Source organism: Actinacidiphila sp. bgisy145 (genome assembly GCF_057708125.1).
The window spans coordinates 359,632-384,082 of the sequence record NZ_JBYIRL010000002.1 but is presented as its reverse complement, the minus strand read 5'-3'; the positions used below and the strand labels follow the sequence as shown (position 1 = coordinate 384,082).

The following is a 24,451-nucleotide window of genomic DNA, read 5'->3' as shown; positions in this document are numbered from 1 at the left end:
GAGGGGCTCCCTTCTCACCGCAGCGCGTCAATAGCCCGTACGATCAGCGTCCGCGCCTCCGCCCCGTACACGGCCATGGACCGCAGCCGCTCGAAGCTCTTGAGGTACTGCTCCACCTCACTCGGCTGAGTCACCGTCACCTCGGCGGACACCAGCTCAACAGTCACCAGCTTGTCGTCGTAGACGGCGAACGTCTCTTCAGGCCACTGCGTGCGGCGCCGCGTGGCCATCGGAATGACCCCCAGCGACACCGCTGGCAACGCCCCGGCGGCGAGCAGGAAGCCGAGCTGCGCTGCCATGGCGTCCTCGTCCGCCAACCGGTGACGAAGGACGCTCTCCTCGATCACCACCGCGAAGCGGCGGCCTGGCGCATGGATGATCCGCGATCGACCAAGGCGAGCCTGCACAGCATCCTCGACCTCGTCGAGCGGAAGCTCGTGCACGGATGACGCGATGGCCAGCACGCCCCTGGCGTACCCCTCGGTTTGCAGCAGGCCTGGCACAACGGTGGAGGAGTAGACGCGGAACCGGCGCGTTTCCCTGAACAGGCCGGCCAGACTCTCCTGCACGGCCTTGAGGCCGACCCGCATCTGCTGGCGCCATTCCCGGTACATGGCCTCGGCGTTGAGGGACTGGGCGATCAGGTCCGTTGCGTCGGCAGCCCTCGCCTCGGTGGCCGCGCACCACCGGCGAATGTCCTTCGCCGACGGTCCGGTCTGGCCGTTTTCGATGCGAGAGGTCTTTGAGTAGTGCCAGCCGCACGCGGTAGCCAGCTCCACAATCGTCAGGCCCGCCTCTTTCCGCAGATCACGCAGGCGGTGTGCCACCGCGGTGCGGGCTGCTTGGGCGGAGGACGACGGGGAAGTGGGCATCTGCTGGCTACCGGCGTGCCTCGCTAGATCTCGTACTGGTCGTGCGGAACCGCCCGGTCCCAGACCGCCTCGAACGCGCTGGCGCAGAGCTTGGTCGCTTCGGGCGAGTTCACGATCTCCGCGCCGGTGGACGCGCCGTCACCCGTGAAGTGGTTCCAGTGGACCCACTCCTCGTCGAACAGCCAGAAGTCGTTCCCCGGCAGGGCCAGATCGGATGCCCGCCGGCGCGGCAGCCAGCGCACCAGCTCGCCCGCGGCCACGTTCACGGGCGTGCCTGCGTACTCGTACCGGATGTACTCGGTCACGGGCTCACTGACGATGCGGGCCCGGCGCACGGTGACGCCGCGGGCGCGCGTCCGCCCGATCAGATCCACCCACGGCGCCCAGTACGCCGAAGCCGGGTCGACGTCACGTTCCCTGGTGGCCCGCCAGCGCTCGAAGTCGGCGGCCTCGTCATCGACTCCGTAGCTGTCGCGCATCTCCAGATGCACGGCCGAGCGGGTGCAGGTGGCGATCAGCTCATCGAACGTCGGGACTGTCGAGGACATCGCACGCCTCCCTGATCATGTGCACCATGCTTGCGGGAATACGGACCACGGACTCGCCGTCGGGGATGCCGACTGCGTGGCCGGGGGCCTCGAAGCCCGCGGCTTCCGCAAGCGTCGCCTCATCGAGGTCCCAGCCTTGGAAGACGAACTCGCGCCTTTCCTGATCGACCCAGACGGTCGGGCTGTTGGTCTTACCGGTGTCGGGATCGATCCCGACGAACAGTAGCGACACGACGTACTCCATCCCGAGGCGTGTGCAGTCGTTTGCCTCACGGTGACGGTGAAGTGGCCCTCGGTCAAGGTGTGTAGGGCTGCGAAGCCGATGTCAGGCCGAACCTCTGCAAAGAACTGCACATCGCTCGCGGCGCTGCAAAGGGGGCCCCTACCGTCGGACTGCGCCCGCCTCACCGCGCCGGTGTCGTGGTGGGGCGGGCGGGGAGAGGCCCCGCGCCGTGCGAGCCGCGGCGCGGGGTGCGGCTACGTACGTGAGGGGCGCGGCATGCAGGGGTGCACGATGCGGCGGTCCGCTGTCGGGCGGCTGCTTGACGAGGAGTTGAGCGCCCCGCGGGTGGGGTCGTTGGAGGCGGCTTGCGACATCATCGCAGGAAGGCCCCTGACCGTCACGCTCGGCGAGATCCGCCGCGCCCTGGACGGCCCGCTCGACGGGGAGGGCAAGCGCCGCCTGCACGTGCTGGTCTCCACGCTCTACCACCGCGCCGGCGCGACCCTCGCCCTCACCGAGGAACTGCGCGCCGCGATCGAGGCGGCACCCGCCGCCCCGTCCACCAGGAAGGAGGAGCCCGATGTCCTGTGACACCCCCGGCTGCCGCAAAGGCGGCTGCACCACCGAACCCGCACCCCACCCGAACTGACCCACCCCCGAACCGCCGCGGTTGGTCCCGCGGCACGGCCGCCGCCACCCCCTGCGCGGCAGCCACCGGCCCCGGTACGCACCCCACCGCGCACCGGGGCCCTTCTACGGGGTTGCCCCGGTGCCCCTGCGGGGGCCGGCCGCGAGCCAAGCCGCAGGAGCCGTGGGCTCGTGAAGGGAGCTTATTAGCTCGGAAAAGGGAGCCTTAGGGCGTGGGCCAGGTGGTGATCGCGGAAACGAGCGCCGGACGGATTTCGTGGTCGAGACGGTCCGCCTGGGCGCGGAGCAGATGCGCGAGATTGAGAAGCCCGTCAGGGTCCAGATCGGTGATCCACGTCTCCTCACAGAGGTGGACGTTGGCGACGGGCATGCGGGGATCGGGGTGGAAGGCGTAAGGGGTGCAGTCGATGGTGCAGGAGAAGATCTCCTGGGAGGTCGGGCGGCCGGTGGGCCCGGGGGCGCTGTAGAGGTTGATCCGCTGCCCGGGGAAGCGGGCGGTGTGGTGGATGTCGGCGAGGCGGTCCGCCAACTGGTCTGCGGGGACGTTGTGTTCGCTGGGGTCGTCGCCCGCCCACGGCGGCAGGTAGCCGGTGACGGTACGCCCGTCGGACGTCGTGATGGTCCACTGCCGCGGCAGTCCGGGTAACACCGGGAACTCGGCCGGGTCGGGCGAATTGCTGGTCATGCGAGGCGTTCCTTCTCTACGGCGGTACGGTTCGACGACAGTTCAACGGCCCTACGGCGCAAGGCGGTCCAGGGCTCGAGACGTATCTGCGGCTCCACGGCGGAGCCGCCCTACATCCACGCCTCCTTCCGCAACGGCAGCACCGTCGCGACCCGCGGCGGATCGTCCAGCTCCCAGCTGTGCCCGCCCGCGTGCCCCGCGAACTCACTGCACGGGCTGTCCACTTCGCGCCCGGCCGGGCAGTCCGGTATCTCCAGCACGGCGTTCGGCTCGCCGCCGTCCCGCCACAGTGCCCACAGCGTCCCGGCGTCCGGTCCGCGCAGGTTGAGCGCCGCACCGTAGTGAACCGGCCCCCGGTGCACCTCGATCGTGCACACCAGCGTCGCGAACATGTCCTCCCGGGTGTACGCGTACGCGTCGTCCGCCGCCACCAGGCTCAGCACCGTACGCACCAACTCGTTCGGCACCAGGGTCCGTCGACCACAGATGAAGCGCTGCGCGCGCCGCACGGGCATGCCCCGCACCTCCTCCCGCCATCGCTCCCGCGATCGCTGTTGCTCTTGCCACTGCTCATGCTCATGCTCCTCTGAGCCTGCACTGCGCGGCTCTACCGCGCAGTGGTGCCCTCAGAGGGGACCCGCCCCGGTCGTCGGCGACCAAACCGAGAGTCCGTCCCCGCCCGGGGGTGGGAAAACGGGGACCCGAAAGGACTCGGTCCGACCGGGGCGGGCGTTCACAGGGAAACGTCAAGGACCGTACGGGTCAGCGGCGATGACCAGGCCGATCTCCAGCCCGCACAGCGCCGCCAACCCGACCAGCACCACGATCCCGGTCCAGCCCATCAGCAGGACCAGACCCCACTTGCGGATCACGTGCGCACTCCCTCCAGATCGGCCACCGCCAGTGCCTCGGCCCGCAGCTCCCTCTCGCTGGCCGGCCGCACGCTCCCGGGGTCCGCCGACCACAGTCCGCGCCGCCCGGGCCGCTGGAGGGACAGCAGGCCACCGGTCTGCCGCAGCACCTCGCCGAGGTCCCCCGTCATCGTGTCCACCACCCATGTGCCTTCCGGGTACACCATGTGATCGGTCTCCGTGATCGCATTCTGACGTTCCGTGAACAAGAATGCACTGCGCGGCCTACGATCGGCAGATGTGAGCCGTTGCCGTCCACGTAGGACTAGGCGGCGAGCCAAAACACGTCTGTCAGGGCGTCACTACTGCGCACTTGGCCGCCCGAGTGCGTACGCAGTGCGCCGATTGACCAGACCTCAGGACAAGGAGAAAGGGCTCTCTTTACAGATGAACAGCTTCATCGAAGGCACTATTTCAGCTCGCAGGATGTACGCGGAAGAGCTCGCGCGGCTACGTCAGCTCCACGGGTGGAGTCTCGTCGAGCTGGGTGACCTCTGCAACTACGAGCAGTCGTACCTCCACCGCCTGGAAACCGGCGGCCGCCTGGGCACGATCGAGGCCGCCCAGGCGCTGGACAAGGTCTACGGCACGGCCCACCTGGTCAAGCTGTGGAAGCTCGCCAAGGAGGAGTCGAAGCGCAGCCGCTACGGCAACTTCGCGGAGGTGGAGGCAGATGCCAGCAGTATCCAGGAGTTCTGCGTGAGCACGGTTCCGGGGCTGCTCCAGACCAGGGGCTATGCCGAGGACCAGCTGCGCGCGGCCGAAACTACAAGCCCCGAGCGTCGAGCGGACGGAGTGGAAGCCCGGATCGCGCGGCAGGAAATCCTCGGTGGCGACGCACCGATCGATTACCGCTGTCTCATTGACGAGTCGGTGCTGCGACGGCCGACTCGTGATCCGGAAGCATGGACCGAGCAGCTTGAGAAACTGATCGAGGCGGCCCAACAACCCAACATCGCGATCCAGTTCGTGCCCTTCAAGGCTGGCCTCTATCGCCTGCTTCCCAGCTCGCTGAAGCTGCTGTGGATGCCGACCGGTCGAACAGTCGCTTACGTAGAGAGCAGTTGGAGCGGGCAACTCATCGAGGAGTTCGAGGACGTAGAGCAACTTCGGCTGTCCTACGATCGTCTCCGGGACTTGGCGTTGTCGCCCTCCGAGTCCCTCACCCTGCTGCGAAGCGCACTGGAGGACCACAAATCATGTATCACACCACCGTCGATCTAAGCGCTGCCGCTTGGCGCAAGTCGTCGTACAGCAACGGGTCGGACCCGGACAGCTGCATCGAGGTGGCCGACGGCTACACCGGCATCGTGCCCGTACGCGACTCCAAGGACCCGCAGGGACCGGCGCTGACGTTCACCGATGCCGCGTGGACCTCGTTCGTGACGGCCGTACGCGCGGATGAGTTCCCGACTGCCTGAACCAATTCGGGCCAAAGGGGCGCAAGTGGCTGTCCAATCCAGCCGCTTGCGCCCCACACTCATTCTCACAGCTCCACCACCCGGAACGACGCCCGACCCGTCGAAGGAGCACGTGACATGACGTACCCGACCTGGCGCAAGTCGTCCTACAGCGGCGGCTCAGACCCCAACAGCTGCATCGAAGTAGCCGACGGCCACCCCGCACTCGTGCCCGTACGCGACTCCAAGGACCCGCAGGGACCGGCGCTGACCTTCACCCGCGACGCCTGGACCGACTTCGTGACGGCCGTACGCACGGACAAGTTCCCCGCCGTCTGACCGCCGCAGGCACCCGGAGCTGCCGGCCTGCGAAGGGTAGGCTGATCGTTCGGCATCGGACCGGGGAGGCCGGCGTGGACTATGGCGACAAGCTCTTCTGGCTCTCGGTGGTGATCCAACGCAAGTACGCGGAGATCTGCGCCGGCTTCGACCTGACCCCCTTGCAGGCCACGCTGCTCTGCGCGATCAGGGACGGGCCGCGGCAGATGGCCGACCTCGCCGCGTCGTTGGGTATGACCAAGAACGCGTTGAGCCAGCTGGTGGACCGCACCGCGCGGCGCGAGTTGGTCAGCCGGGCGAACTCGGCGCAGGATCGGCGGGTCGTCATGCTCAGTGTGACGCCCACGGGGAAGGTGCTCGCTGAGGCCGTCTACGCCGAGGTCGCCAAGCGCCTGCCGGAGATCGCGAAGAGTCTCGACGCCGACGACCAGCGCGACTTCGAGCGCGTGGCCACCGCCATCGTGGACACCTCGGACCTGTCTGCGCCCACCTCGCACACCTCGGAGTGACCCCTCCCCCCGCTCGGCCGTCGCATCCGCACCTTGACGACGTTCATGCCGTGAACTAGTTTCGTTCACGGCATGAACTAGTGAAGGGTGTCAGCGATGAGCACACAGACGACCGGCACGATCGCGGTCTTCGGCGCGACGGGGCAACAGGGCGGGGCGGTGGTCGACGCGCTGCTGGACCACAAGGCGCGGGTGCGGGCGCTGGTCCGCGACCCGCGGTCCGCACGGGCCCAGGCGCTGGCCGCCCGCGGCGTCGAGCTGGCGGCGGTCCGGACCGACGACCCGGCGTCGCTGGCCGCCGCGCTGGCGACGGTCGAGGGGTTCTCCTTCATGACCCCGGAGGCGAACAGCCTCGAAGAGGTCGAGACGGAGATCCGCATCGGTACCGCGCTCGTCGACGCGGCGGTCGAGGCGGGCGTCCCGCACGTCGTGTTCAACTCGGTCTTCGGAGCGGACCGGGAGGCGGGGGTGCCGCACCACGACTCGAAGCACGCGATCGAGGAGCACCTGAGGAAGTCCGGCCTCAGGGCCTCGATGGTTCGCGCGACCGCCTTCATGGACAACTTCGCGAGCGTGATCGCACCGAGCCTGGAGGAGGGGGAGATCGTGGTGAGGATGCCGCTGCCGGAGGACGTCGCCCTGAAGATGATCTCGATCAGGGACATCGGCCGGGTCTCCGCCGCGCTCCTGCTCGGCATCGCGGAGGCGCCCGGCGGGGCCGTCGAGCTCGTCGGCGACGAGCTGACGGGACCCGAGATCGCCGCGGCGTTCGGCGCGCGCGCCGGGCTCCCGGCACGGTACGAGGCCCTCCCGTTGAGCGTGCTCCCCACCGACCTCGACAAGGCGATGTTCCGCGAGTTCGCGAAGGCGGCGCAACACCCCTCGGACCTCGCGGTGGTGCGCTCGATCGAGCCGGACACCCTGGACCTGGCCGCGTGGATTCGAACCACCGGCTGGACCGTGCCCACCACCGCGGTCGGCTCCTGACCCTGGGGCCGCGATGCAGGCGCTACGGCGACTTCGGGCGCGGCGGGATCGGCGCCGTTGGCAAGCGCCGAGGGGGAGTTGGACCCCGAGGCGCGCGGACGGCCACCTGGTCTTCCCACTCGACGCGGGCTGACCGGTCAGGGTCGGCGGCGGGCGAGGTGGATGTGGAGGTCGGCGGTGAGCACGACGGTGGCGGGCAGGACGGCGGCGATCGCGCGGAGGGCGTGGCGCCGCTCGGCGGCGGGCAGCATCAGGTAGGCGGAGATCGTGCCGAGGTGGCCGAGGTAGTCGTCGGCGGTCATCGTCAACTTCCGTTGGATCACTGTCTGTTGGACGTCGGCGAACCGGTCGGAGCGCTGGAGTTCGGTGCCCGGCCACTGCATGGGGCGGTCCGGGGGTGTGCCGTCGGGCGAGGGGATGTCGTCGCGGTCCATGAAGGGAGCGCGGGCGGCGCGAACCCCCTCCGCCACGGCCGGGTCGGCCAGTTGGACGGGGCCGCCGAAGCAGGCGAAGACCCCGCCCGGGCGGAGGAGCGCGGCCACGCGGGGCCAGCGGCCGTCCGGGGCGGTCCAGTGCAGGGACGCGGCGGCGTACACCAGGTCGTACGGGGGCGGTCCGGCGCCGTCCTCCGACCGTAGGGCCTGCGGGCTGAGCTGCTCGAACGCGGCCTGGACCGTACGGACTTCAGCAGGTACCCGGCGGCGCAGTTCGGCGAGCATCGCGGGGTCGGGCTCGGTCGCGGTGACGGCGGTGCCGCGGGCGGCGAAGAGGCGGGTGGCCTTGCCGGTGCCGGCGCCGATCTCCAGGGCGGTGCGCGGCGGGTGGCCCGCGTACGCCGTCACGGTGTCGGCCAGCGCGGCGGGGTAGCCGGGGCGGAAGCGTTCGTACGCTTCCGCCCCGGCTCCGAAGCTGAGGGCGCGGTCGGCCATGCGGAGCATCCTGGCACGGCCGGCGCCCGTACGCCCCGGGTGCCCCGGGTGCCCCGGGGTGCGGTGCGGTGCGGTGCGGACTACCAGGGCACCACGCCCTCGTCGTCGTAGAAACCGCCGGTCGGGCCGTCGTCGGGGAGCGACGCGAGGCGGATCGCGATCGCCGCGCCCTGGCGGGGGGTGCGGACGCCGCGGAAGCCGTTGAGGTCGGTCGCGCAGAAGCCCGGGCAGCCCGCGTTGATCAGGATGTTCGTGTCGCGCAGCTCCTTCGCGTACTGCACGGTCACGCCGTTGAGGAACGTCTTCGACGCCGCGTACGCCACGGAGATCGGGCCGGTTTCGGCGCCGGGCGTGGTCTGGCGGGTCAACGACCCCACGGTGCTGGACATGTTGACGATCCGCGGCGACGCCGAGCGGCGCAGCAGCGGGAGCAGCGCGTTGGTGACGCGGATGACGCCGATGACGTTCGTCTCGACGGCGGTCCGCACGGTGTCGAGGGCGACGGTGGTGGGGGTCTGCGGGAGGGAGCCGGTGACGCCCGCGTTGTTGACGAGGACGTCGAGGCGGCCGGCGCGCTCCTCGATGAGGCGGGCCGCGGCGGCGGCGCTCTCGTCGTCGGTCACGTCGAGGGGGACGCCGAACGCGTCCACGCCGTCCGCCGTGAGCTTGCGCACCGCGGTCTCGCGGCGCTCGTCGTCGCGGGCACCGACGCCGACGCTCCAGCCGAGGGCGCCGAGGCCGGCCGCGATCTCGTAGCCGATGCCCTTGTTCGCGCCGGTGACCAGCGCGATCGTCTTCTTCTCTGCGGTCATGCCTCCAGCGTGCGGCGGGGTCCGGCCGCGGGGCCAGGACCATGTCGGTGGGGGGCGATACCCGGCGGGTATCGGTGCAGTTCATGGGGGCTTTACGGCCGGTAGCGGGGGCGGCTCGGGTACCGTGGCGGGATGGAGACGCGGGAGCTGCGGTACTTCGTCGCCGTCGCGGAGGAGCTGCACTTCGGGCGGGCGGCGCAGCGGCTGGGGATCGCGCAGCCGCCATTGTCGCGGGCGATCCGGCAGATGGAGCGGCGGCTCGGCGCGCCGCTGCTGGAGCGGAGCAGCCGCGGGGTCGCGCTGACGGAGGTCGGTGCGGTGCTGCTGCGGGAGGGGCGGGCGGCGCTCGACGCGGTGGACGCGGCCGACCGGCGGGCGCGGCGGGCGGCCGCGGCGGCGGGTGGCGGCGGCAGCGCGGCCATCGTCCTGGTGACGAAGGCGGGTGCGGCCAACGACCTGCTGGCGAAGCTGCTGGACGCGTACGCGGCCGAGCCGGGCGCGGTGCCGGTCGATGTGGTGCTGTGCCGGCCCGGGGAGCAGGAGCGGCTGCTGCGCGACGGGCGGGCGGACGTGGGGCTGCTGCACCTTCCGTTCGACTCGACGGCCGGGTTCGACACGGAGGAGCTGCGGGTCGAGGGCCAGGTGGCGGTCCTCCCGTCGGGCCATCCGCTCGCGACCCGGGGGGAGTTGCGGGTGGCGGACATGGCCGAGCTGCCGGGGCTGCCGCTGCCGCGCTGGCCCCGCTTCGACGGGACCTTTCCCGACGGGCCCGGGCCCGAGGTGCACGACCACACCCAGCTGCTCCAGCTCATCTCCCTCGGCCGGGCCGCGGCCGTCCTCCCCGAGGCCTCCCGGGCCGGCCTCCACGAGGGCCTGACCGCGGTCCCGCTCACCGACGCCCCCACGGTCACCACGGTCATCGCCTGGCCCCCGCACAGCACCTCCCGCCCCCTGGCCGCCCTCATCACCACGGCCACCCGGCTGTGACGCCCAGGGCGGAGGCCGGACGCTACGGCGCCGTGGCGGGCGGTGGCAGCGGGGCCACCTCGCGGGCGAAGAAGGGTTCGTACTCCTGCGCGCGGGCGTAGAGGGCGTCGAAGCCGGCGGAGGTCTCCGCGATGAGGGCGGGGTCGGTGAAGCGGTTCGCACCGTCGGCGTTGCCGTCGGCGTCGTACTGCACCTCGAACATGACGACGTCCCCGAGGACGACCACTTCGGGCACGGGATGCTGCTTCTCGATGTCGGCGATGGCGGCCGCGTCCAGTACGCGGATGGGGTCGCCTTCCTGTGTGCGCACCCGCAGGACGTGCAACTCCCATTGCACGTAGGGAGTGAGCGGGAATTCCACCACGCGCAGGCGGCGCTGGAGGACGCCGAGGCGTTCCGCTTCCCTCATCTGCTGCGCGTAGCCGGCGCGGCGCTCCTCGATCAACTCGATCGCCGTGTCCCACTCACCAGCGGCGAACGCCTCCCAGCTGGCGAATCCGCGTTCCTTGAAATGCTGCCCGCGCTCCAGTTTGTTCATGTGCCGGATTCCACTGGAGAAAACCCGGTAGAAATCCTCGTGGTACGCGGGGCGGTCGAGTCGCTCGGGCCGTGCGGCCGCGAAGGAGTCAAACACTCGGGATGTCCGGCTTCGCCGCGACGAGCATGCTGCGCGGGATCACCACGAGGCGCTCGTCGGCCCCCAACGAGACGCCCTCCGGCAGGCGCGTGCCGAGCGAACCGGTCACGTCGCGCCCGATGACGGCGATGTCGCCGTTGTCCAGCTCCCAGAGGTCGGGGCAGTCGGGGCTGTCGGAGGTGACGCCCAGTTCCTGGGGGGACTTGCCCAACCGGCGCCGAAATCCGGTATTCGGATCGGCGTCCCACGGCCTCGTCACAGCTGCCCCCTCGGATGGCCTGCGGATCACCTGCGCATTCGGGAATCCGCCCACCGTAGCACCGACCCATTAGGGGCAATATTGTCGCGCGGTCGATTCCGAAGGAAACAGGCCATCTCGTACATGCAACCGATTCGCCTTACGCGACCTGCGATTCATGTCATCCTCTTGGGGGAAAGCGCGGCAGGTGTACGGCCACGCAACCGCGGACAACCGTGAACGACACAACCAGGAGAGCAGTGGACCCGGAGATCACAGCACTCACCCAGGAGGCCGGCGGCACGCTGGTCGCGCTGATGGCCACGGACACCTGGCAGGCGGTCCGCGGGGCCGTGCTGCACATGTGGCAGGCCCGCCAGCCCGAGCACGCCGCCGCCGTGGACGCGGAGTTAACCGCCGACCAGCAGGAAGCCGCCGCAGCCGGACTGTCCGCCGCCCCCGACGGCGACCGCGTCCTGGCCGAACTCCGATCCCAGTGGCAGGCCAACTTCCGACGCCTGGTGGCCGCACACCCCGAGGCCGCCGCCGAACTCCGCGCCCTGCTCGCCGACTTCCCCCCACCCCCGGCACCCGCCGCCCCCGCGCTCGCCCAGCACGCCACGGCCTCCGGCTCCGGCCGCGTCTACCAGGCAGGACGCGACCAGCACATCACCGAGCGATGACCACCCCATGACCGGCAGCCCGGGTGGCGACGACCCGAACCGGGCGTCGGGGAAACGCGACGCCTCCCCCCACCCGGGCCCCGGCATGACCGGCAGCGCCGAGGACAGCGCCCGGGTCTACCAGTCCTCGGGCGACCAGTTCATCACCGAACACCACCACCACGGCTCCGAGCCGGTCGAAGCCCGCACCTCGCGCTTCGCCGGCGACCGCGCAAGCTGGCCGGATTCCGTACGCCGCCCGGCGATCGGCCGCACCCCCGTCGTCCTCCGTGACCGCTCCGACGTGCTGGCCCGGCTGCGGCAGGGCATCGCGACCGGCCGCGGCGGCGCCGTGTACGTCCTGCACGGCATGGGCGGCTGCGGCAAGACCGCGGTCGCCCACGACGTGTTCCGGATCGCGATCCGCGAGTTCGACCGGGTCGGTCTGTGGGTCAACGCCGCTGACCGGGCGAGCCTGCGCGCGGGCATGCTCGCGGTCGCCGCGGACCGAGGTGCCGGCGACGGGGAACTCCAAGCCGCGCGCCATGGTTACCGCCCGGCCGCGGACCTCGTATGGGACCGCCTCGACCAGTCACCGGAGCCCTGGCTGCTGGTGCTCGACAACGCCGACGACCCGGCGATCCTGCGCGACGGCAGCTGGCTGCGGGAGAGCCCCGGCGGCATTGTGGTCGTCACCACCCGCCGTGCCGCGGCCCGCTGGTGGCCGGGAGCACAACTTCAGCACATCGGCGTCCTGCCGCAGGACGCCGCCGCGCAGGTGCTCTGCGACCTCGCGCCGCACAGCGGGACGCTGGAGCAGGCCGCCCGGATCGCCGAGCGACTGGGGCGGCTGCCCCTCGCACTCACCCTCGCGGGTGGCTTTCTCGCGCAACAGGTCATCGATCCCTGGACGTTGGACACCTACGGCCGCCATCTTGACGAAGGCGCGCGTGTGGACCTCATCGACCAAGGAGCTGATGGCTTGACCGGCGACGACCCGCGCCACCTTGTCCGCCGCACCTGGCAGTTGACCCTCGACTCCTTCGACGCGAACGGACTGCCGGAAGCGGTGGTCCTGCTGCGGCTGCTGGCCAGGCTCGCCCCCGAGCCACTGCCGCTGTCGGTGCTGGGCCGCCCGGAGATCGGGGCGGTCCTGCCGCCGGCCCGGGCCGAGGCCGCGCTGACCGCACTGCTCGACCACTCGCTGGCCCAGCTCGTCGACCTCGGAGTGCGGTGCGTGCACGGCCACGGCGTGCTGCTCGACAGCGTCGCCACGGCGACTCCGGCCGAGGACGTACCGGTACTGGACACGACCGCCGTCCACCTGCTCGACGCCAGTGTGCCCGCGCAACCGGACGCCGGGCCGTACGACCCGAGGTTGCGGCTGCTCGCACCGCATGTGCTGGCGCTGCTCCGGCAGCCGGGAGCGCCTGAGCACGGCAGTGCGGGGTCCGGACGTACGGCGGCCACCACCGCGGACGTCCTGGCCGTCGCCACCCGCCTCGCCGTCGCCCTGCACCGGACCGGCGACTACCTGTCCGCCTGGGAGACCGCGGGCGCCGCCGCGACCCTGGCCGAAGGCACGCTCGGCCCCGAGCACCGCGGGGTGCTCGCCGCCCGTTCCCGGACCGGACGGTCCCTCTTCCGGCTGGGCCGCTACGACGAGGCCGAGGCCCTGCTGCGCCGCACCCGCGGCACCCAGCAGCGGCTGCTCGGTGCCACCCATCCCGACACCCTCGACTCCTGCCACGCGCTGCAACTCGTCCTCGGCAACCACGGCAAGCGCGACGAGGCGATCAGGCTGCTCCGGTCGACCATCGCGGCACGCCGACAGGTGCTCGGGCCCGGGCATCCGGCGACGCTCCGGTCGCGTGCCAGCATGCTGACCCTGCTGACCGGACCCGAACTCGCCGCGGAGGACGGCGGACCGCTTCTGGAACTGGCCGAGGACTGCGTCCGCCACCTGGGCCCGGAGCACACCGTCACGCTCACCGCACGCCACAACCGCGCAAGAGCGCTGTTCGTGCTGGGCCGCCCCACCGGCGCCGACGAGGAGATCCGCCAGGTCATCGGGTTGTACGAGCAGCGTTTTGGTCCCGACCACCCGACGGTCCTTGCCGCACGACAGTTGCGCGCCCAGACCGCGGCCGCGCTCGGCGACCGCGGGACGGGTACCACCACTTCACGACGGTGAGCCGGGCCCTGCTCGAAGCGCTGCGCGACGGCAGTTGGCAGCCGCCGCTGCCCGCCGGGCCGTGAGCCCGGGCGGGTCAGGTGCCCAGGGGGGAGTCGGTGGGGATGGAGCCGAGGCGGCCGGCCTGGAAGTCGTCGAAGGCCTGGGCGAGTTCGGCGTGGGTGTTCATGACGAAGGGGCCGTACTGCATCATCGGCTCGCGGATGGGGAGGCCGCCGAGCAGCACCACCTCGAGGTTCTCGCTGCGCGAGTCCTGCTTCTCGTGGGCGCGCAGGGTCAGCGCGTCGCCCTTGCCGAAGAGGACCGCCTGGCCGAGGTGGAAGGGGCGCGCCTCGGGGCCGGCGAAGCCGTTGCCGGCCAGGCCGTAGGCGAGGGCGTTGAAGTCCGCGCGCCAGGGCAGGGTGACCGTGGCGCCGGGGTTGACGGAGACGTGGATCATCGTGATCGGGGTGTGGGTCGCGCCCGGGCCGCGGTGCCCGTCGAGGTCGCCGGCGATCAGGCGGATCAGGGCGCTGCCGTCCTCGGAGGTGAGCAGCTTCAGGCCGCCCGCGCGGATGTCCTGGTACTTCGGCGGCATCATCTTGTCCGCCTTCGGGAGGTTCACCCAGAGCTGGAGGCCGTGGAAGAGGCCGCCGCTGAGCACCAGGGACTCCGGCGGGGTCTCGATGTGCAGCAGTCCGGACCCGGCGGTCATCCACTGGGTGTCGCCGTTGGTGATGGTGCCGCCCCCGCCGTGGCTGTCCCGGTGGATGAAGGTGCCGTCCATGATGTACGTCACCGTCTCGAAGCCGCGGTGCGGGTGCCAGGGGGTGCCCTTGGGCTCCCCCGCCGCGTAGTCCACCTCGCCCATCTGGTCCATGAGGATGAACGGGTCCAGGTGCCGGTAGTCGATGCCGGCGAAGGCGCGGCGGACCGGGAAGCCCTCGCCCTCCAGCCCGCTCGGCGCGGTGGTCACCGTCAGCGCGGGCCTCGACGTGCTCCCCTGTGCCGGGCTGACCCGGGGCAGGCTCAACGGGTTCTCAACGGTCACTGCGGGCATGACGTCCTCCTAGCGGATGCTGAAGTTCAAAGTAGTTGAACTCTGAACATCTCGCAAGGCGCACCTGTTCCCTCGCGGGTGCACAAGGGAGCGACAGGGTAGTGACAGGGGAGCGCGCGCGGCGCACACCTGCCCCGTACAGCGGTGGTCCGGTACGCCCTAGCCGCGCATCAGCCGTACATCCGGCGCATCGTGAAGTCGACCATCTGCTCGACCGCCTTCGCGTCGAACACCATCCGGTGCTGGCCGTCGATGTCCAGGACGAAGCCGTAGCCGGTGGGGAGCAGGTCGAGCACCTCGGCGCCGGTGATGACGAAGTACTTGGACTCCTTGCCCGCGTACCGCCGCAGCTCCTTGAGCGAGGTGAACATCGGGATGACCGGCTGCTGGGTGTCGTGCAGCGCCAGGAACCCGGGGTTCTCGCCGCGCGGGCAGTACACCTTGGACGTGGCGAAGATCGCCTGGAAGTCCTCGGCCATCATCGCGCCGGTGGTGAACGCGCGCACCGCGTCGGCGAGCGACGGCGGCGAGGGCTCGGGGTAGGCGGCGGACGGCTCCGAGTACCCCGGACCGCCCATCTGCCCGCCGCCCATCGGCGCGCCGCCCATGGGGGGACCCATCGGCGGACCCATCGGGCCGGCGCCCATCTGACCGCCCGGCCCGCCATTCACGCTCTGCTCGTAGCCGTACACACGTGCAAGGGTATCGACCCGCGCGGGCCGGCAACGAGGAAGCCGTCACATCGGGCCCGGTAGGGGTTGCGTCTTATTACCGACGGGTAGCATCATTTCGGTGAAGCCTTCTTCTTGACTGCGATACGGAGCCTTGGTCATGGGCCACTACAAGCCGAACCTCCGCGACATCGAGTTCAACCTCTTCGAGGTCCTGGGCCGCGACCAGGTCTACGGCACCGGTCCGTTCGCGGAGGTGGACGTCGACACCGCGAAGGACATCCTGGGCGAGGTCGCCCGCCTCGCCGAGCACGACCTCGCGGACTCGTTCACCGACGCCGACCGCAACCCGCCCGTCTTCGACCCCGAGACCAGCACCGCGCCGGTCCCCGAGTCGTTCAAGAAGAGCTACGCGGCCTACATGGACGCGGAGTACTGGCGGCTCGGCCTGCCCGAGGAGATCGGCGGCACGGCCGCCCCCCGCTCCCTGATCTGGGCCTTCGGCGAGCTGGTGCTCGGCTCCAACCCCGCCGTGTGGATGTACGCCAGCGGCCCCGCCTTCGCCCGCATCCTCTTCGAGGAGGGCACCGAGGAGCAGAAGGCGATCGCCACCTTCGCGAGCGAGAAGCGCTGGGGCTCCACGATGGTGCTCACCGAGCCCGACGCGGGCTCCGACGTGGGCGCCGGCCGCACCAAGGCCGTCAAGCAGGAGGACGGCAGCTGGCACATCGAGGGCGTCAAGCGCTTCATCACCTCCGGTGAGCACGACCTGAGCGAGAACATCCTGCACTACGTCCTGGCCCGCCCCGAGGGCGCCGGCCCCGGCACCAAGGGCCTGTCGCTGTTCATGGTGCCGAAGTACGAGTTCGACTTCACCACCGGCGAGCTGGGCGAGCGCAACGGCGTGTACGCCACCAACGTCGAGCACAAGATGGGCCTGAAGGCGTCCAACACCTGCGAGCTCACCTTCGGCGACAAGCACCCCGCCAAGGGCTGGCTGATCGGCGACCGGCACGACGGCATCCGCCAGATGTTCCGGATCATCGAGTTCGCCCGCATGATGGTCGGCACCAAGGCGATCGCCACCCTGTCCACCGGCTACCTCAACGCGCTGGAGTACGCCAAGGAGCGCGTCCAGGGCCCGGACCTGGCCAAGTTCACCGACAAGGCCGCGCCCAAGGTCACCATCACCCACCACCCCGACGTGCGCCGCTCGCTGATGACGCAGAAGGCGTATGCGGAGGGCATGCGCGCCCTGGTGCTCTACACCGCGACCGTCCAGGACGCGATCCAGGCCGCCGAGTCCCGCGGCGAGGACGCCAAGCAGCTGCACGGGCTCAACGACCTGCTGCTGCCGATCGTCAAGGGCTACGGCTCCGAGCGGTCCTACGAGCAGCTCGCCCAGTCCCTCCAGACCTTCGGCGGCTCCGGCTACCTCCAGGAGTACCCGGTCGAGCAGTACATCCGGGACGCCAAGATCGACACCCTCTACGAGGGCACCACCGCGATCCAGGGCCAGGACTTCTTCTTCCGGAAGATCGTCCGCGACCAGGGGCAGTCGCTCACCGCGCTCAGCGAGGAGATCAAGAAGTTCCTCGCCGAGGCGCCGGGCGGCGAGGAGCTGGCCGCGGCCCGCGACCAGCTCGCGAAGTCCGCGGCCGACCTGGAGGCGATCGTCGGCACCATGCTCACCGACCTCGCCGCGACCGAGCAGGACGTCCGCTCCATCTACAAGGTCGGGCTCAACTCCACCCGGCTGCTGCTCGCCTCCGGCGACGTCGTCATCGGCTACCTGCTGCTGCGCGGCGCGGCCGTCGCCGCCGAGAAGCTGCCCGCGGCGAGCGGCAAGGACAAGCCCTTCTACACCGGCAAGGTCGCGGCGGCGAAGTTCTTCGCGGCCACCGTCCTGCCGGAGGTCGCCACCGCGCGCACCCTGGCCGAGGCGGTCACGCTGGACGTCATGGACCTGCCCGAAGAGGCATTCTGACCCGAAGAGGCCTTCTGACCGGTCCGGTCGGCCCCTCGTCAATGCCGCGTGCCGTCACCCCCCGGGGTGGCGGCACGCCGCCGTTGCCGCAGGCCACACCCCCACCGCGGACCGGCCGCCTACAGCGTCCGTAACTAAGCTGGCCGCCATGACCACTCAGCAGCGTCCCGCGTTCGACCGCGGGCACACCGACGACCTGGCCGCGTTCGTACGATCCGCGCCCACCCCCTACCACGCGGCCGCCTCCGTGGCCGAGCGGCTGGACGCGGCGGGCTTCACCCGGGTCGACGAGAACGAGCGGTGGGCGGACGCCGCGAGCGGTCCCGGCGGGCGGTACGTCGTACGCGGCGGCGCCGTCGTCGCCTGGTACGTGCCGGAGGGCGCCGCGCCGCACACCCCGTTCCGCGTGGTCGGCGCGCACACCGACTCGCCGAACCTGCGGGTCAAGCCGCAGCCCGACCTCGGCGCGCAGGGCTGGCGGCAGATCGCCGTGGAGATCTACGGCGGCCCGCTGCTCAACAGCTGGCTCGACCGCGACCTGGGCATCGCCGGGCGGCTGTCACTGCGCGACGGCTCCACCCGCCTGGTGAACGTGGACCGGCCGCTGCTGCGGGTGCCGCAGCTCGCCATCCACCTCGACCGGTCCGCGAACGACTCGCTCAGCCTGGACCGGCAGCGGCACCTCCAGCCCGTGTGGGGCCTGGGCGAGGTGACCGAGGGCGACCTGATCGGCTTCCTCGCCGAGGAGGCGGGGGTCGCCGAGGCCGACGTGGCCGGCTTCGACCTCATGACGCACGACGTGCAGGAGCCGTCGTACCTGGGGCGGGACCGCGAGCTGTTCGCCGGCCCGCGGCTGGACAACCTGCTGTCCACGCACGCCGGGGCGGCCGCGCTGATCGCCGCCGCGGCCCGGCCCGACCTGGCCCATGTGCCGGTGCTGGCCGCCTTCGACCACGAGGAGACCGGCAGCCAGTCCGACACCGGCGCCGGCGGCCCGCTGCTCGGCCGGATCTTCGAACGGTCCGTGCTGGCGCGGGGCGGCGACCAGGAGGACGTGCTGCGCGCGCTGGCCGCGACGGTCTGCGCGTCCTCCGACGTCGGGCACGCGGTGCACCCCAACTACGCCGAGCGGCACGACCCGAGCCACCACCCGCGGGCCAACGGGGGGCCGATCCTCAAGACCAACGTCAACCAGCGCTACGCCACCGACGGGGTCGGCCGGGCGGCGTTCGCCGCCGCGTGCGAGCGGGCCGGGGTGCCGTTGCAGCACTTCGTCTCCAACAACACGATCCCCTGCGGGACGACGATCGGGCCGATCACCGCGGCCCGGTACGGGATCACCACGGTGGACGTCGGGGTGCCGCTGCTGTCGATGCACTCGGCGCGGGAGCTCGCCGGGGCGGACGACCCGCACCTGCTGGCCAGTGCGCTGGCGGAGTTCCTGGCAGGGTGAGGGCAGGGGCGGGGCCGTGAGGGCCGGCGGCCGCGCCCTCACGGAACGAGGATGACCTTGCCCGCGACCGTCCGGGACTCGGCCAGCTCCAGCGCCGCGGACGCCTCGGCCAGCGGGATGCGCGCGGCGATCTGCGGGGTCAGGACGCCCTCGTCCACCAGGCGCAGCACCTGCGTGAGGTCCTCGGCGAGCCGCTGCCGGAAGGCGGCCTTGCGGCGGCGGCCGGCCCAGAAGTTGTAGAAGTGCGCGCCCTTGCCGTTGGGCAGGGCGTTCCAGGCCAGGATGCGGGCGAGGAGCAGGAGCACCGGCAGCTGGGAGTTGCCCTCGTCGTCCTTGGTGGCGGCCGTGCCGTAGGAGACCAGGGTGCCGCCCTTGCGCAGCAGCGACCAGGAGCGGGCCAGGCCCGCGCCGCCGACGTGGTCGAAGACCGCGTCCACGCCGCCTGGGGCGAGTGCGCGCAGGCGCGCGTACAGGTCCGGGTCGCGGTAGTCGACCGGGGTCGCGCCCAGGGCGCGGACGGCGTCGTGGTGGCGCGGGGAGGCGGTGCCGATCACGGAGATCCCGGCGTGCCGGGCGAGTTGCACCAGGGTGGAGCCGACACCGCCGTTGGCGCCGAGGACCACTATGGTGCCGCCGGCGCGGACCTTGGCGATGCGGTGCAGCATCTGCCAGGCGGTGATGCCGTTGACGACGACCGTCTCGGCCGCGGCGGCGTCCATGCCGTCGGGGACGGGTACGAGGTCGGCCGCCTCGATGAGCTGGTGGCTGGCCCAGCTGCCGATCTTGGTGACCGCGGCGAAGCGCCGACCGACCATGCCGGCGTCCACCCCGGGCCCTGCCGCGGTGACGGTACCGACCACGTCGTAGCCGGGGACGAAGGGGAATGCCGGCTGGTCGTAGTACTTGCCGCGGCGCATCTGCTGCTCGGCGAAGGAGACGCCGGTCGCGTCCATCCGCAGGACGACCTGGCCGGCCGCCGGCTGCGGCAGGTCCCGGGTCCTGACCTCCAGGCCGCTCGGCTCGACCGCGGCGGGCAGGACGACCTCCGTGGCGCGGACGGTGGCGGTGCTGGTCATGGCGTGCTCCCTCAGGCTCGACCCGTTTCCTTACGCTTGTAAAGCTACACACGTAAGCAGACGGCTGCAAGACACTGCGGCAGTAAGTTTTCAGGTGTAAGGTCACAGCCGTGAAAGAGACCACCCCGGCCGAGACGGCCGCACCGAAGCCCACCCGCGCCCGCAACCGCCGCGGCGAGGGGAACCGGCTGCGAGACGACATCGTCAGCGCCGCGACCGAGCTGCTGGACGAGACCGGCGACGAGCGCGCCATCACCCTGCGGTCCGTCGCCCGCCGGGTCGGCATCGCCGCACCCTCGATCTACCCGCACTTCCCGGACCAGCCGGCGATCATGCTGGCCGTCGTCCAGGGCGAGTTCGCCGAACTGGGACGCGAACTGCGCATCTGCGCGGAGCAGGCCGGCGACGACCCCCGCGACCGGCTCTTCGCGATCTGCGAGGGATACCTGCGCTACGCCCGCGAGCACCCCGAGCGCTACCGCACGATGTTCGGCGGCCTGTGGATGCCGAGCCTCGGCGACAGCTCCGTGACCGAGGCGGACCTCGCCGACCTCGGCCTGGACACCATGGAACTGCTCATCGGCGCGCTCAGCGAGTGCGTCGCCACCGGGCAGTCCACCAGCGCCGATCCGGGCGGGGACGCGATCGCGCTCTGGCTGGGCCTGCACGGCCTGGCCCACCAGCGCGCCGTCACCCGCGTCCACTTCTGGCCGCCGGACACCGGCGACCGCATCATCGCCGCACTCGCCCACCTCACCGCCACCTGAGGCCGGGGCGGGGCCCCGCCGCGCCCCGGCCCACCGGTCAGTTGATGTGGATGAAGGTCACGGTGCCGTTGACCGCGATGTTCCGCTGGTCCTTCAGGAAGTTGACCTGCACGGCGCTGCTGCCCCGGTCCACCCGGACATAGCCCGCGTTGTTGCCGGAGTTGAGGTACGAGACGTCGTAGACGGCGACGGGCAGGTCCCCGGCGTTGGCGAAGCAGAGTTCCTCACCGGAGGGCTGTTTCCACAACTGCAGGAAGTCCGACCGGTTGTCGCAGTCGGTGCGGTTGACGGCCGCGCTGGTCGGTGCCGCCACGGCGGCCGCCGCAGATCCGGCGACCATCGTCGCGGCGAACGTGACGGCGAGCGCCGCCTTGAGCGTCTTGTCGGGCTGGAATTTCATGCCGTTCCCTCGGGTCTCGTGCCTGCGAAAGGAATGCGTGCACCCAGGCCGTGAAAAGCCTGCGCGCACGGTCACTTTAGCGAGGAAAATAAGGGACGCAATGTTTTTCCGACCCCCGTCACCCACCCCCGCGGAAAGTGGGAAAATCAAACAAACAATTCCCGCAATTGCGCCACCCGACGCGCCACCTAATACTCCACGGTGATCCGCCGCGCGGGCCCGTCCACCCGGACCTGGCCGCCGTACGGGATGACCTGCTGCGGGTCGGTGTGCCCGAGGTCGACGTCGAAGACGATCATCGTGTCGGGCGCGTACTGCCCGAACGCCCGCAGCACGGCCTCCTGTTGCCGCTCGCGGTGGGCGACGCGCTCCTGCGGCGGCAGCGGCCGGTCGAAGGACCAGCTCTTGGCACGGCCCATCAGCAGCGCGGGGAACCGCTGGAGCAGACCGCGTTCGCCCATGTTGCGCAGGATACGGAAGACCTCCTCGCCGGAAGGCAGTTCCTCCGAGGTCTCCAGGAACAGCACGCACCCTTCGTACTCCTCGGTCGCTTTGATACCGCGGTCGGCCATCAGCAGCCAGGACAGGATCTCCAGGTTGCCGCCCCAACTCGGGCCCTGCACCACCCGGTCGGGCCGGTGCCAGGTCCAGCCGCCGGCCGGCTCCATCGCGGGCTCCGCCGTGAAGGTCGCCGGGTCCTCCCACCGCCGTCCCACGTCGGTGAACTCGGCGGCGGGCACCAGTTCGTACGGGCCCGACCCGAGCAGCGCGGCGCGCAACGACCGTTCGGTGAGCGGGTTCAGGGCGCCGGGCCGGCCGAACTCCACCATCACGCTGCCGCCGTGGTAGCCGACGATCCCCAGGTTCCACAGGTGGACCAGCAGGTTGGTGCAGTCGCTGTAGCCGAAGAACGGCTTCGGGTTCGCCCGCAGCAACTCCGTGTCCAGCAGCGGAAGGACGGTGATCTGGTCGTCCCCGCCGATGGTGCTGATCACCGCCTTGACGCCGGGGTCGGCGAACGCCGCGTGCAGGTCCGCGGCCCGCTCGGCGGGGGTCGAGCCGATCCGCCGGGTGGCGGGGTACTCCACCACCTCCAGCCCGAACTGCTCGCGCAGCCGGGTGAGGCCGAGTTCGTACGGCAACGGCAGCACCGCCGGCAGGCCGGAGGACGGTGAGAGCACCGCGACCCGGTCGCCCGGGCGCGGTTTGGCGGGGTGGCGGAATTCCATGCCGCCATGGTCCTCGACGAGCGGGCGGTACCGCGAGCTGATTGTGCGGCAGAGGGCGGGGTAGGCGACAGCCGTTACCGCAATGTCGTCAACTCGACTGGGAGGCGGACACTGTGGGAATCGGAGGCTGCATAGTCCTCATCGCCATCGGCGGGATCATCACGTTCGCGACCGACTGGCACATGAAAGGCGTCAACGTCGACCTGGTCGGCCTGATCATGATGGCCGTGGGCATCGTCGGACTCGCCGCGTACGTGAGCATCTTCAAGCGCCGGCGCATCCCGCCCACGGCGGACGGCGACGTGCCGCCCGTCGTGGAGGAGCGCTACTACCCGTCCGAGCGGCGCTACTGAGCCGCTTCCGCCGGACCGTCGTCCCCGTCGTCCTCGCCGTCCATACCGGCCAGCACCAGGGCCAGGCGGGGCGCGCCGGCGGGGGTGAGACGGACGGGGACACCCCAGTCCTGCTGGTGGACGTGGCAGGCGGGGTAGGGGTTGGCGGGGTCGTCGTCGCAGGACGCGGCCATCGCCGAGATGTGCAGGACGCCCTCGGGAACCGCGGGGTCCAGTTCCAGGTCGCGGAAGAGGTCGGTGCCCTTGCCGGTGCCCGCCCTGAGCAGGCCGGGCGGGGTCGACTCGACCAGCAGGCGGGTGGCCGGGCCGTAGCGGTCGTCGAGCTTCTGGCCGGGCGGCGCGCTGAAGACCACGTCGAGCCGGAACGGGCCCGCCGCCACGTCGGTGGCGGCGCGCTGCGTGCGGTGTGCCTCGCCCTGCACGCGGGCCGCCTCCTCGGGCAGCCTGATCCGGGTCAGCCGGTGTGCCGCGGACTCCACGACCACCACGTCGCCGTCGACCACCGCCGCGTCCGAGGGTTCGCGCAGGTCACCCGCGAGGGTGGTCACCTCGCCGGTCGCCGGGTCGTACCGGCGCAGCGCGTTGTTGTAGGTGTCGCTGATCGCGACCGAGCCGTCCGGCAGCGCGGTGACGCCCAGCGGGTGCTGGAGCAGCGCCTGCCCGGCCGGCCCGTCGCGGTGCCCGAAGTCGAAGAGCCCGGTGCCGACCGCCGTGCGGATCACGTACCCGTCGCCGTCGGCGGCCCGTTCGGCCCAGCGCAGCGCGGACGTCTCGGAGTCGGCGATCCACAGCTTGCCGTCGGCCGCGGACAGCCCCGACGGCTGGGCGAACCAGGCGTCGCCGGCGTGCCCGTCGACCAGGCCCTCGTTGGTGGTGCCCGCCGCGACCTCGACCCGCTCGGTGGCGGGGTCGTACGTCCACAGCTGGTGGACGCCGGCCATCGCGATCCACACCCGGTCGTCGTACCAGGCCACGTCCCACGGCGAGGACAGGTCCACCTCCAGGGCGGGTCCGGAGCTGCGCGAGCCCTGCCACCACTGGCGGCCGGTGCCCGCGACCGTGGTGACCTGCCCGGTCTCGAGGTCGAGGCGGCGCAGCGCGTGGTTGACGGTGTCGGCGACGATGATCGCGCCCCCGGGCAGCAGCGCCAGGCCCTGCGGCTCGCTGAACCGCGCGGTCCGCTCGTCGCCGTCGGCCAAGCCCCGCTCGCCGGTGCCGATCCGGCGCACCACGGTCTCGCCGTCGGCCGCCAGCTCGACCAGCGCGTGCCGGGTGGAGTCCGACACCAGGTAGTGGCCGCTGCCGGGCAGCGCCAGCATCTTGCCGGGGAAGCGCAGGTCCGTCGAGACCGGCTCCGGCGGCACGTACAGTCCGTCGCCGCGGCGCAGGGTGCCCTTGGCGGCGTGCTCCTGCTCCAGCCGGTTGACCAGCTTCTCCAGCGCGTGCGCGTGTCCCTCCCCGGCGTGCTGGGCGACCACGTAGCCCTCCGGGTCGATCACGACGAGCGTCGGCCAGGCCCGTACCGCGTACTGCCGCCAGGTGGCCAGCTCCGGGTCGTCGAGGACCGGGTGGTGCACGCCGTAGCGCTCCACCGCGTCGACCACCGCCTGGTGCTCCGCCTCGTGCACGAACTTCGGCGAGTGCACGCCCACGATCACCACGGTGTCGCGGTGCCGTTCCTCCAGCTCGCGCAGCTCGTCCAGCACGTGCAGGCAGTTCACGCAGCAGAACGTCCAGAAGTCGAGGATCACGATCGATCCGCGCAGATCGGCGAGGGCGGGTTGGCGGTCTCCGGTGTTCAGCCAGCCGCCCTTGCCAACCAGCTCGGGCGCCCGGACACGTGCACGTGCAGTCATATCCCCATCAAACCGCATCGCGGCGGTGAACACATTCCC

The 24,451-nt window shown here is 71.3% G+C and carries 30 protein-coding genes; 13 read left to right on the top strand and 17 right to left on the bottom strand.

What is annotated here, in order from left to right; genetic code table 11:
* Window positions 1-14: 14 nt before the first annotated feature.
* From AC3ERT_RS03470 to AC3ERT_RS03460, 3 genes are read right to left on the bottom strand one after another with little or no spacing between them, the layout of a single operon-like run.
* Window positions 15-872, bottom strand: a complete 858-nt coding sequence (locus AC3ERT_RS03470) for a helix-turn-helix domain-containing protein (protein ID WP_435172556.1) — start codon at window positions 870-872, stop codon at window positions 15-17.
* A gap of 23 nt (window positions 873-895) precedes the next feature.
* The gene (locus tag AC3ERT_RS03465) at window positions 896-1,420 is read right to left on the bottom strand and encodes a DUF6879 family protein (protein WP_435172554.1); all 525 of its coding nucleotides are present in this window, start codon (window positions 1,418-1,420) and stop codon (window positions 896-898) included.
* On the bottom strand, window positions 1,392-1,652 hold the full coding sequence (locus AC3ERT_RS03460; RefSeq protein ID WP_435172553.1) for a hypothetical protein: 261 nt from the start codon (window positions 1,650-1,652) through the stop codon (window positions 1,392-1,394). The genes AC3ERT_RS03465 and AC3ERT_RS03460 overlap by 29 nt, the downstream gene beginning before the upstream one ends.
* 282 nt (window positions 1,653-1,934) lie before the next feature.
* Between AC3ERT_RS03460 and AC3ERT_RS03455 the strand changes: the two genes are divergently transcribed.
* Window positions 1,935-2,234 carry a hypothetical protein gene (locus AC3ERT_RS03455; protein ID WP_435172552.1) on the top strand — a complete coding sequence of 100 codons (300 nt, stop codon included), beginning with the start codon at window positions 1,935-1,937 and terminating at the stop codon, window positions 2,232-2,234.
* Window positions 2,235-2,496: 262 nt separating this feature from the next.
* Here the strand turns inward: AC3ERT_RS03455 and AC3ERT_RS03450 are convergent, their stop codons facing one another.
* The 4 genes from AC3ERT_RS03450 to AC3ERT_RS03435 all read right to left on the bottom strand — a co-directional run bounded on the left by AC3ERT_RS03450 (window position 2,497) and on the right by AC3ERT_RS03435 (window position 4,054).
* Entirely contained in the window at window positions 2,497-2,976 is a 480-nt protein-coding gene (locus AC3ERT_RS03450; RefSeq protein ID WP_435172551.1) for a DUF6907 domain-containing protein, read from the bottom strand.
* 110 nt (window positions 2,977-3,086) lie between these two features.
* On the bottom strand, window positions 3,087-3,491 hold the full coding sequence (locus tag AC3ERT_RS03445; protein ID WP_335971990.1) for a hypothetical protein: 405 nt from the start codon (window positions 3,489-3,491) through the stop codon (window positions 3,087-3,089).
* Between the two features lie 231 nt (window positions 3,492-3,722).
* Window positions 3,723-3,848, bottom strand: coding sequence for a hypothetical protein (locus tag AC3ERT_RS03440; RefSeq protein WP_335971988.1), 126 nt, complete (start codon window positions 3,846-3,848; stop codon window positions 3,723-3,725).
* Window positions 3,845-4,054: a hypothetical protein gene (locus tag AC3ERT_RS03435; RefSeq protein ID WP_335971987.1), complete on the bottom strand. Its 210-nt coding sequence runs from the start codon at window positions 4,052-4,054 to the stop codon at window positions 3,845-3,847. Before AC3ERT_RS03435 ends, AC3ERT_RS03440 begins: the two co-directional genes overlap by 4 nt.
* Before the next feature lie 220 nt (window positions 4,055-4,274).
* On the opposite strand from AC3ERT_RS03435, the gene AC3ERT_RS03430 reads away from it, so the two are divergent.
* From AC3ERT_RS03430 to AC3ERT_RS03410, 5 genes are all read left to right on the top strand, one after another.
* Window positions 4,275-5,111: a helix-turn-helix domain-containing protein gene (locus tag AC3ERT_RS03430; protein ID WP_335971985.1), complete on the top strand. Its 837-nt coding sequence runs from the start codon at window positions 4,275-4,277 to the stop codon at window positions 5,109-5,111.
* Complete coding sequence (locus tag AC3ERT_RS03425) at window positions 5,087-5,308, top strand: DUF397 domain-containing protein (RefSeq protein WP_435172549.1); 222 nt, start codon at window positions 5,087-5,089, stop codon at window positions 5,306-5,308. The genes AC3ERT_RS03430 and AC3ERT_RS03425 overlap by 25 nt, the downstream gene beginning before the upstream one ends.
* Before the next feature lie 117 nt (window positions 5,309-5,425).
* On the top strand, window positions 5,426-5,626 hold the full coding sequence (locus AC3ERT_RS03420; RefSeq protein WP_435172548.1) for a DUF397 domain-containing protein: 201 nt from the start codon (window positions 5,426-5,428) through the stop codon (window positions 5,624-5,626).
* A 74-nt stretch (window positions 5,627-5,700) separates the two neighbouring features.
* On the top strand, window positions 5,701-6,135 hold the full coding sequence (locus AC3ERT_RS03415; protein ID WP_435172546.1) for a MarR family winged helix-turn-helix transcriptional regulator: 435 nt from the start codon (window positions 5,701-5,703) through the stop codon (window positions 6,133-6,135).
* A 96-nt stretch (window positions 6,136-6,231) separates the two neighbouring features.
* Window positions 6,232-7,122 (top strand): NmrA family NAD(P)-binding protein, encoded by an 891-nt coding sequence (locus AC3ERT_RS03410; RefSeq protein WP_435172544.1) that lies wholly within the window; start codon window positions 6,232-6,234, stop codon window positions 7,120-7,122.
* A gap of 137 nt (window positions 7,123-7,259) precedes the next feature.
* On the opposite strand, the gene AC3ERT_RS03405 is transcribed toward AC3ERT_RS03410, so the two are convergent.
* The gene (locus AC3ERT_RS03405) at window positions 7,260-8,051 is read right to left on the bottom strand and encodes a class I SAM-dependent methyltransferase (protein WP_435172542.1); all 792 of its coding nucleotides are present in this window, start codon (window positions 8,049-8,051) and stop codon (window positions 7,260-7,262) included.
* Between the two features lie 80 nt (window positions 8,052-8,131).
* Window positions 8,132-8,863: an SDR family oxidoreductase gene (locus AC3ERT_RS03400; protein ID WP_335971975.1), complete on the bottom strand. Its 732-nt coding sequence runs from the start codon at window positions 8,861-8,863 to the stop codon at window positions 8,132-8,134.
* Between the two features lie 132 nt (window positions 8,864-8,995).
* Here AC3ERT_RS03400 and AC3ERT_RS03395 point away from each other — a divergent pair, with 132 nt between their 5' ends.
* Window positions 8,996-9,850 carry a LysR family transcriptional regulator gene (locus tag AC3ERT_RS03395; RefSeq protein ID WP_435172540.1) on the top strand — a complete coding sequence of 285 codons (855 nt, stop codon included), beginning with the start codon at window positions 8,996-8,998 and terminating at the stop codon, window positions 9,848-9,850.
* Window positions 9,851-9,872: 22 nt separating this feature from the next.
* Here the strand turns inward: AC3ERT_RS03395 and AC3ERT_RS03390 are convergent, their stop codons facing one another.
* Both AC3ERT_RS03390 and AC3ERT_RS03385 read right to left on the bottom strand, forming a co-directional pair.
* Window positions 9,873-10,484, bottom strand: a complete 612-nt coding sequence (locus AC3ERT_RS03390) for a DUF6879 family protein (protein ID WP_435133693.1) — start codon at window positions 10,482-10,484, stop codon at window positions 9,873-9,875.
* Window positions 10,477-10,746: a hypothetical protein gene (locus AC3ERT_RS03385; RefSeq protein WP_435133696.1), complete on the bottom strand. Its 270-nt coding sequence runs from the start codon at window positions 10,744-10,746 to the stop codon at window positions 10,477-10,479. Before AC3ERT_RS03385 ends, AC3ERT_RS03390 begins: the two co-directional genes overlap by 8 nt.
* A 239-nt stretch (window positions 10,747-10,985) precedes the next feature.
* Between AC3ERT_RS03385 and AC3ERT_RS03380 the strand changes: the two genes are divergently transcribed.
* Together AC3ERT_RS03380 and AC3ERT_RS03375 are read left to right on the top strand one after the other, a co-directional pair.
* The gene (locus tag AC3ERT_RS03380; protein ID WP_435172539.1) at window positions 10,986-11,408 is read left to right on the top strand and encodes a hypothetical protein; all 423 of its coding nucleotides are present in this window, start codon (window positions 10,986-10,988) and stop codon (window positions 11,406-11,408) included.
* Window positions 11,409-11,415: 7 nt separating this feature from the next.
* Complete coding sequence (locus AC3ERT_RS03375) at window positions 11,416-13,581, top strand: tetratricopeptide repeat protein (protein WP_435172537.1); 2,166 nt, start codon at window positions 11,416-11,418, stop codon at window positions 13,579-13,581.
* A 76-nt stretch (window positions 13,582-13,657) separates the two neighbouring features.
* On the opposite strand, the gene AC3ERT_RS03370 is transcribed toward AC3ERT_RS03375, so the two are convergent.
* Both AC3ERT_RS03370 and AC3ERT_RS03365 read right to left on the bottom strand, forming a co-directional pair.
* Window positions 13,658-14,620, bottom strand: a complete 963-nt coding sequence (locus tag AC3ERT_RS03370; protein WP_435172535.1) for a pirin family protein — start codon at window positions 14,618-14,620, stop codon at window positions 13,658-13,660.
* 170 nt (window positions 14,621-14,790) lie between these two features.
* Complete coding sequence (locus tag AC3ERT_RS03365; protein ID WP_435133702.1) at window positions 14,791-15,312, bottom strand: SseB family protein; 522 nt, start codon at window positions 15,310-15,312, stop codon at window positions 14,791-14,793.
* Between the two features lie 139 nt (window positions 15,313-15,451).
* On the opposite strand from AC3ERT_RS03365, the gene AC3ERT_RS03360 reads away from it, so the two are divergent.
* Together AC3ERT_RS03360 and AC3ERT_RS03355 are read left to right on the top strand one after the other, a co-directional pair.
* A complete protein-coding gene (locus AC3ERT_RS03360) occupies window positions 15,452-17,278 on the top strand; it encodes an acyl-CoA dehydrogenase (protein WP_435133705.1) in 1,827 nt (608 codons plus the stop codon).
* A gap of 148 nt (window positions 17,279-17,426) precedes the next feature.
* Window positions 17,427-18,731, top strand: a complete 1,305-nt coding sequence (locus AC3ERT_RS03355) for a M18 family aminopeptidase (RefSeq protein ID WP_435172534.1) — start codon at window positions 17,427-17,429, stop codon at window positions 18,729-18,731.
* Between the two features lie 38 nt (window positions 18,732-18,769).
* Here the strand turns inward: AC3ERT_RS03355 and AC3ERT_RS03350 are convergent, their stop codons facing one another.
* Entirely contained in the window at window positions 18,770-19,807 is a 1,038-nt protein-coding gene (locus AC3ERT_RS03350; protein ID WP_435172532.1) for a medium chain dehydrogenase/reductase family protein, read from the bottom strand.
* A gap of 110 nt (window positions 19,808-19,917) precedes the next feature.
* On the opposite strand from AC3ERT_RS03350, the gene AC3ERT_RS03345 reads away from it, so the two are divergent.
* Window positions 19,918-20,574 (top strand): TetR/AcrR family transcriptional regulator, encoded by a 657-nt coding sequence (locus AC3ERT_RS03345; RefSeq protein ID WP_435133710.1) that lies wholly within the window; start codon window positions 19,918-19,920, stop codon window positions 20,572-20,574.
* A gap of 37 nt (window positions 20,575-20,611) precedes the next feature.
* Here the strand turns inward: AC3ERT_RS03345 and AC3ERT_RS03340 are convergent, their stop codons facing one another.
* Complete coding sequence (locus AC3ERT_RS03340; protein ID WP_335971961.1) at window positions 20,612-20,974, bottom strand: beta/gamma crystallin domain-containing protein; 363 nt, start codon at window positions 20,972-20,974, stop codon at window positions 20,612-20,614.
* 188 nt (window positions 20,975-21,162) lie between these two features.
* Window positions 21,163-22,203 carry a S66 family peptidase gene (locus AC3ERT_RS03335; protein WP_435172531.1) on the bottom strand — a complete coding sequence of 347 codons (1,041 nt, stop codon included), beginning with the start codon at window positions 22,201-22,203 and terminating at the stop codon, window positions 21,163-21,165.
* A gap of 113 nt (window positions 22,204-22,316) precedes the next feature.
* On the opposite strand from AC3ERT_RS03335, the gene AC3ERT_RS03330 reads away from it, so the two are divergent.
* The gene (locus AC3ERT_RS03330; RefSeq protein WP_335971956.1) at window positions 22,317-22,556 is read left to right on the top strand and encodes a hypothetical protein; all 240 of its coding nucleotides are present in this window, start codon (window positions 22,317-22,319) and stop codon (window positions 22,554-22,556) included.
* Here AC3ERT_RS03330 and AC3ERT_RS03325 read toward each other — a convergent pair.
* Entirely contained in the window at window positions 22,550-24,412 is a 1,863-nt protein-coding gene (locus AC3ERT_RS03325; RefSeq protein ID WP_335971954.1) for an NHL domain-containing thioredoxin family protein, read from the bottom strand. The two genes, AC3ERT_RS03330 and AC3ERT_RS03325, sit on opposite strands and share 7 nt — an antisense overlap.
* Between the last annotated feature and the right edge of the window lie 39 nt (window positions 24,413-24,451).

Bases quoted from the DNA above. Each gene is read 5' to 3' on its own strand.
- AC3ERT_RS03470 (WP_435172556.1), bottom strand. From the start codon at position 872: ATGCCCACTTCCCCGTCGTCCTCCGCCCAAGCAGCCCGCACCGCGGTG.
- AC3ERT_RS03465 (WP_435172554.1), bottom strand. From the start codon at position 1,420: ATGTCCTCGACAGTCCCGACGTTCGATGAGCTGATCGCCACCTGCACC.
- AC3ERT_RS03455 (WP_435172552.1), top strand. From the start codon at position 1,935: ATGCGGCGGTCCGCTGTCGGGCGGCTGCTTGACGAGGAGTTGAGCGCC.
- AC3ERT_RS03450 (WP_435172551.1), bottom strand. From the start codon at position 2,976: ATGACCAGCAATTCGCCCGACCCGGCCGAGTTCCCGGTGTTACCCGGA.
- AC3ERT_RS03445 (WP_335971990.1), bottom strand. From the start codon at position 3,491: ATGCCCGTGCGGCGCGCGCAGCGCTTCATCTGTGGTCGACGGACCCTG.
- AC3ERT_RS03435 (WP_335971987.1), bottom strand. From the start codon at position 4,054: ATGGTGTACCCGGAAGGCACATGGGTGGTGGACACGATGACGGGGGAC.
- AC3ERT_RS03430 (WP_335971985.1), top strand. From the start codon at position 4,275: ATGAACAGCTTCATCGAAGGCACTATTTCAGCTCGCAGGATGTACGCG.
- AC3ERT_RS03425 (WP_435172549.1), top strand. From the start codon at position 5,087: ATGTATCACACCACCGTCGATCTAAGCGCTGCCGCTTGGCGCAAGTCG.
- AC3ERT_RS03420 (WP_435172548.1), top strand. From the start codon at position 5,426: ATGACGTACCCGACCTGGCGCAAGTCGTCCTACAGCGGCGGCTCAGAC.
- AC3ERT_RS03410 (WP_435172544.1), top strand. From the start codon at position 6,232: ATGAGCACACAGACGACCGGCACGATCGCGGTCTTCGGCGCGACGGGG.
- AC3ERT_RS03405 (WP_435172542.1), bottom strand. From the start codon at position 8,051: ATGGCCGACCGCGCCCTCAGCTTCGGAGCCGGGGCGGAAGCGTACGAA.
- AC3ERT_RS03400 (WP_335971975.1), bottom strand. From the start codon at position 8,863: ATGACCGCAGAGAAGAAGACGATCGCGCTGGTCACCGGCGCGAACAAG.
- AC3ERT_RS03395 (WP_435172540.1), top strand. From the start codon at position 8,996: ATGGAGACGCGGGAGCTGCGGTACTTCGTCGCCGTCGCGGAGGAGCTG.
- AC3ERT_RS03375 (WP_435172537.1), top strand. From the start codon at position 11,416: ATGACCGGCAGCCCGGGTGGCGACGACCCGAACCGGGCGTCGGGGAAA.
- AC3ERT_RS03370 (WP_435172535.1), bottom strand. From the start codon at position 14,620: ATGCCCGCAGTGACCGTTGAGAACCCGTTGAGCCTGCCCCGGGTCAGC.
- AC3ERT_RS03360 (WP_435133705.1), top strand. From the start codon at position 15,452: ATGGGCCACTACAAGCCGAACCTCCGCGACATCGAGTTCAACCTCTTC.
- AC3ERT_RS03355 (WP_435172534.1), top strand. From the start codon at position 17,427: ATGACCACTCAGCAGCGTCCCGCGTTCGACCGCGGGCACACCGACGAC.
- AC3ERT_RS03350 (WP_435172532.1), bottom strand. From the start codon at position 19,807: ATGACCAGCACCGCCACCGTCCGCGCCACGGAGGTCGTCCTGCCCGCC.
- AC3ERT_RS03340 (WP_335971961.1), bottom strand. From the start codon at position 20,974: ATGAAATTCCAGCCCGACAAGACGCTCAAGGCGGCGCTCGCCGTCACG.
- AC3ERT_RS03335 (WP_435172531.1), bottom strand. From the start codon at position 22,203: ATGGAATTCCGCCACCCCGCCAAACCGCGCCCGGGCGACCGGGTCGCG.
- AC3ERT_RS03325 (WP_335971954.1), bottom strand. From the start codon at position 24,412: ATGACTGCACGTGCACGTGTCCGGGCGCCCGAGCTGGTTGGCAAGGGC.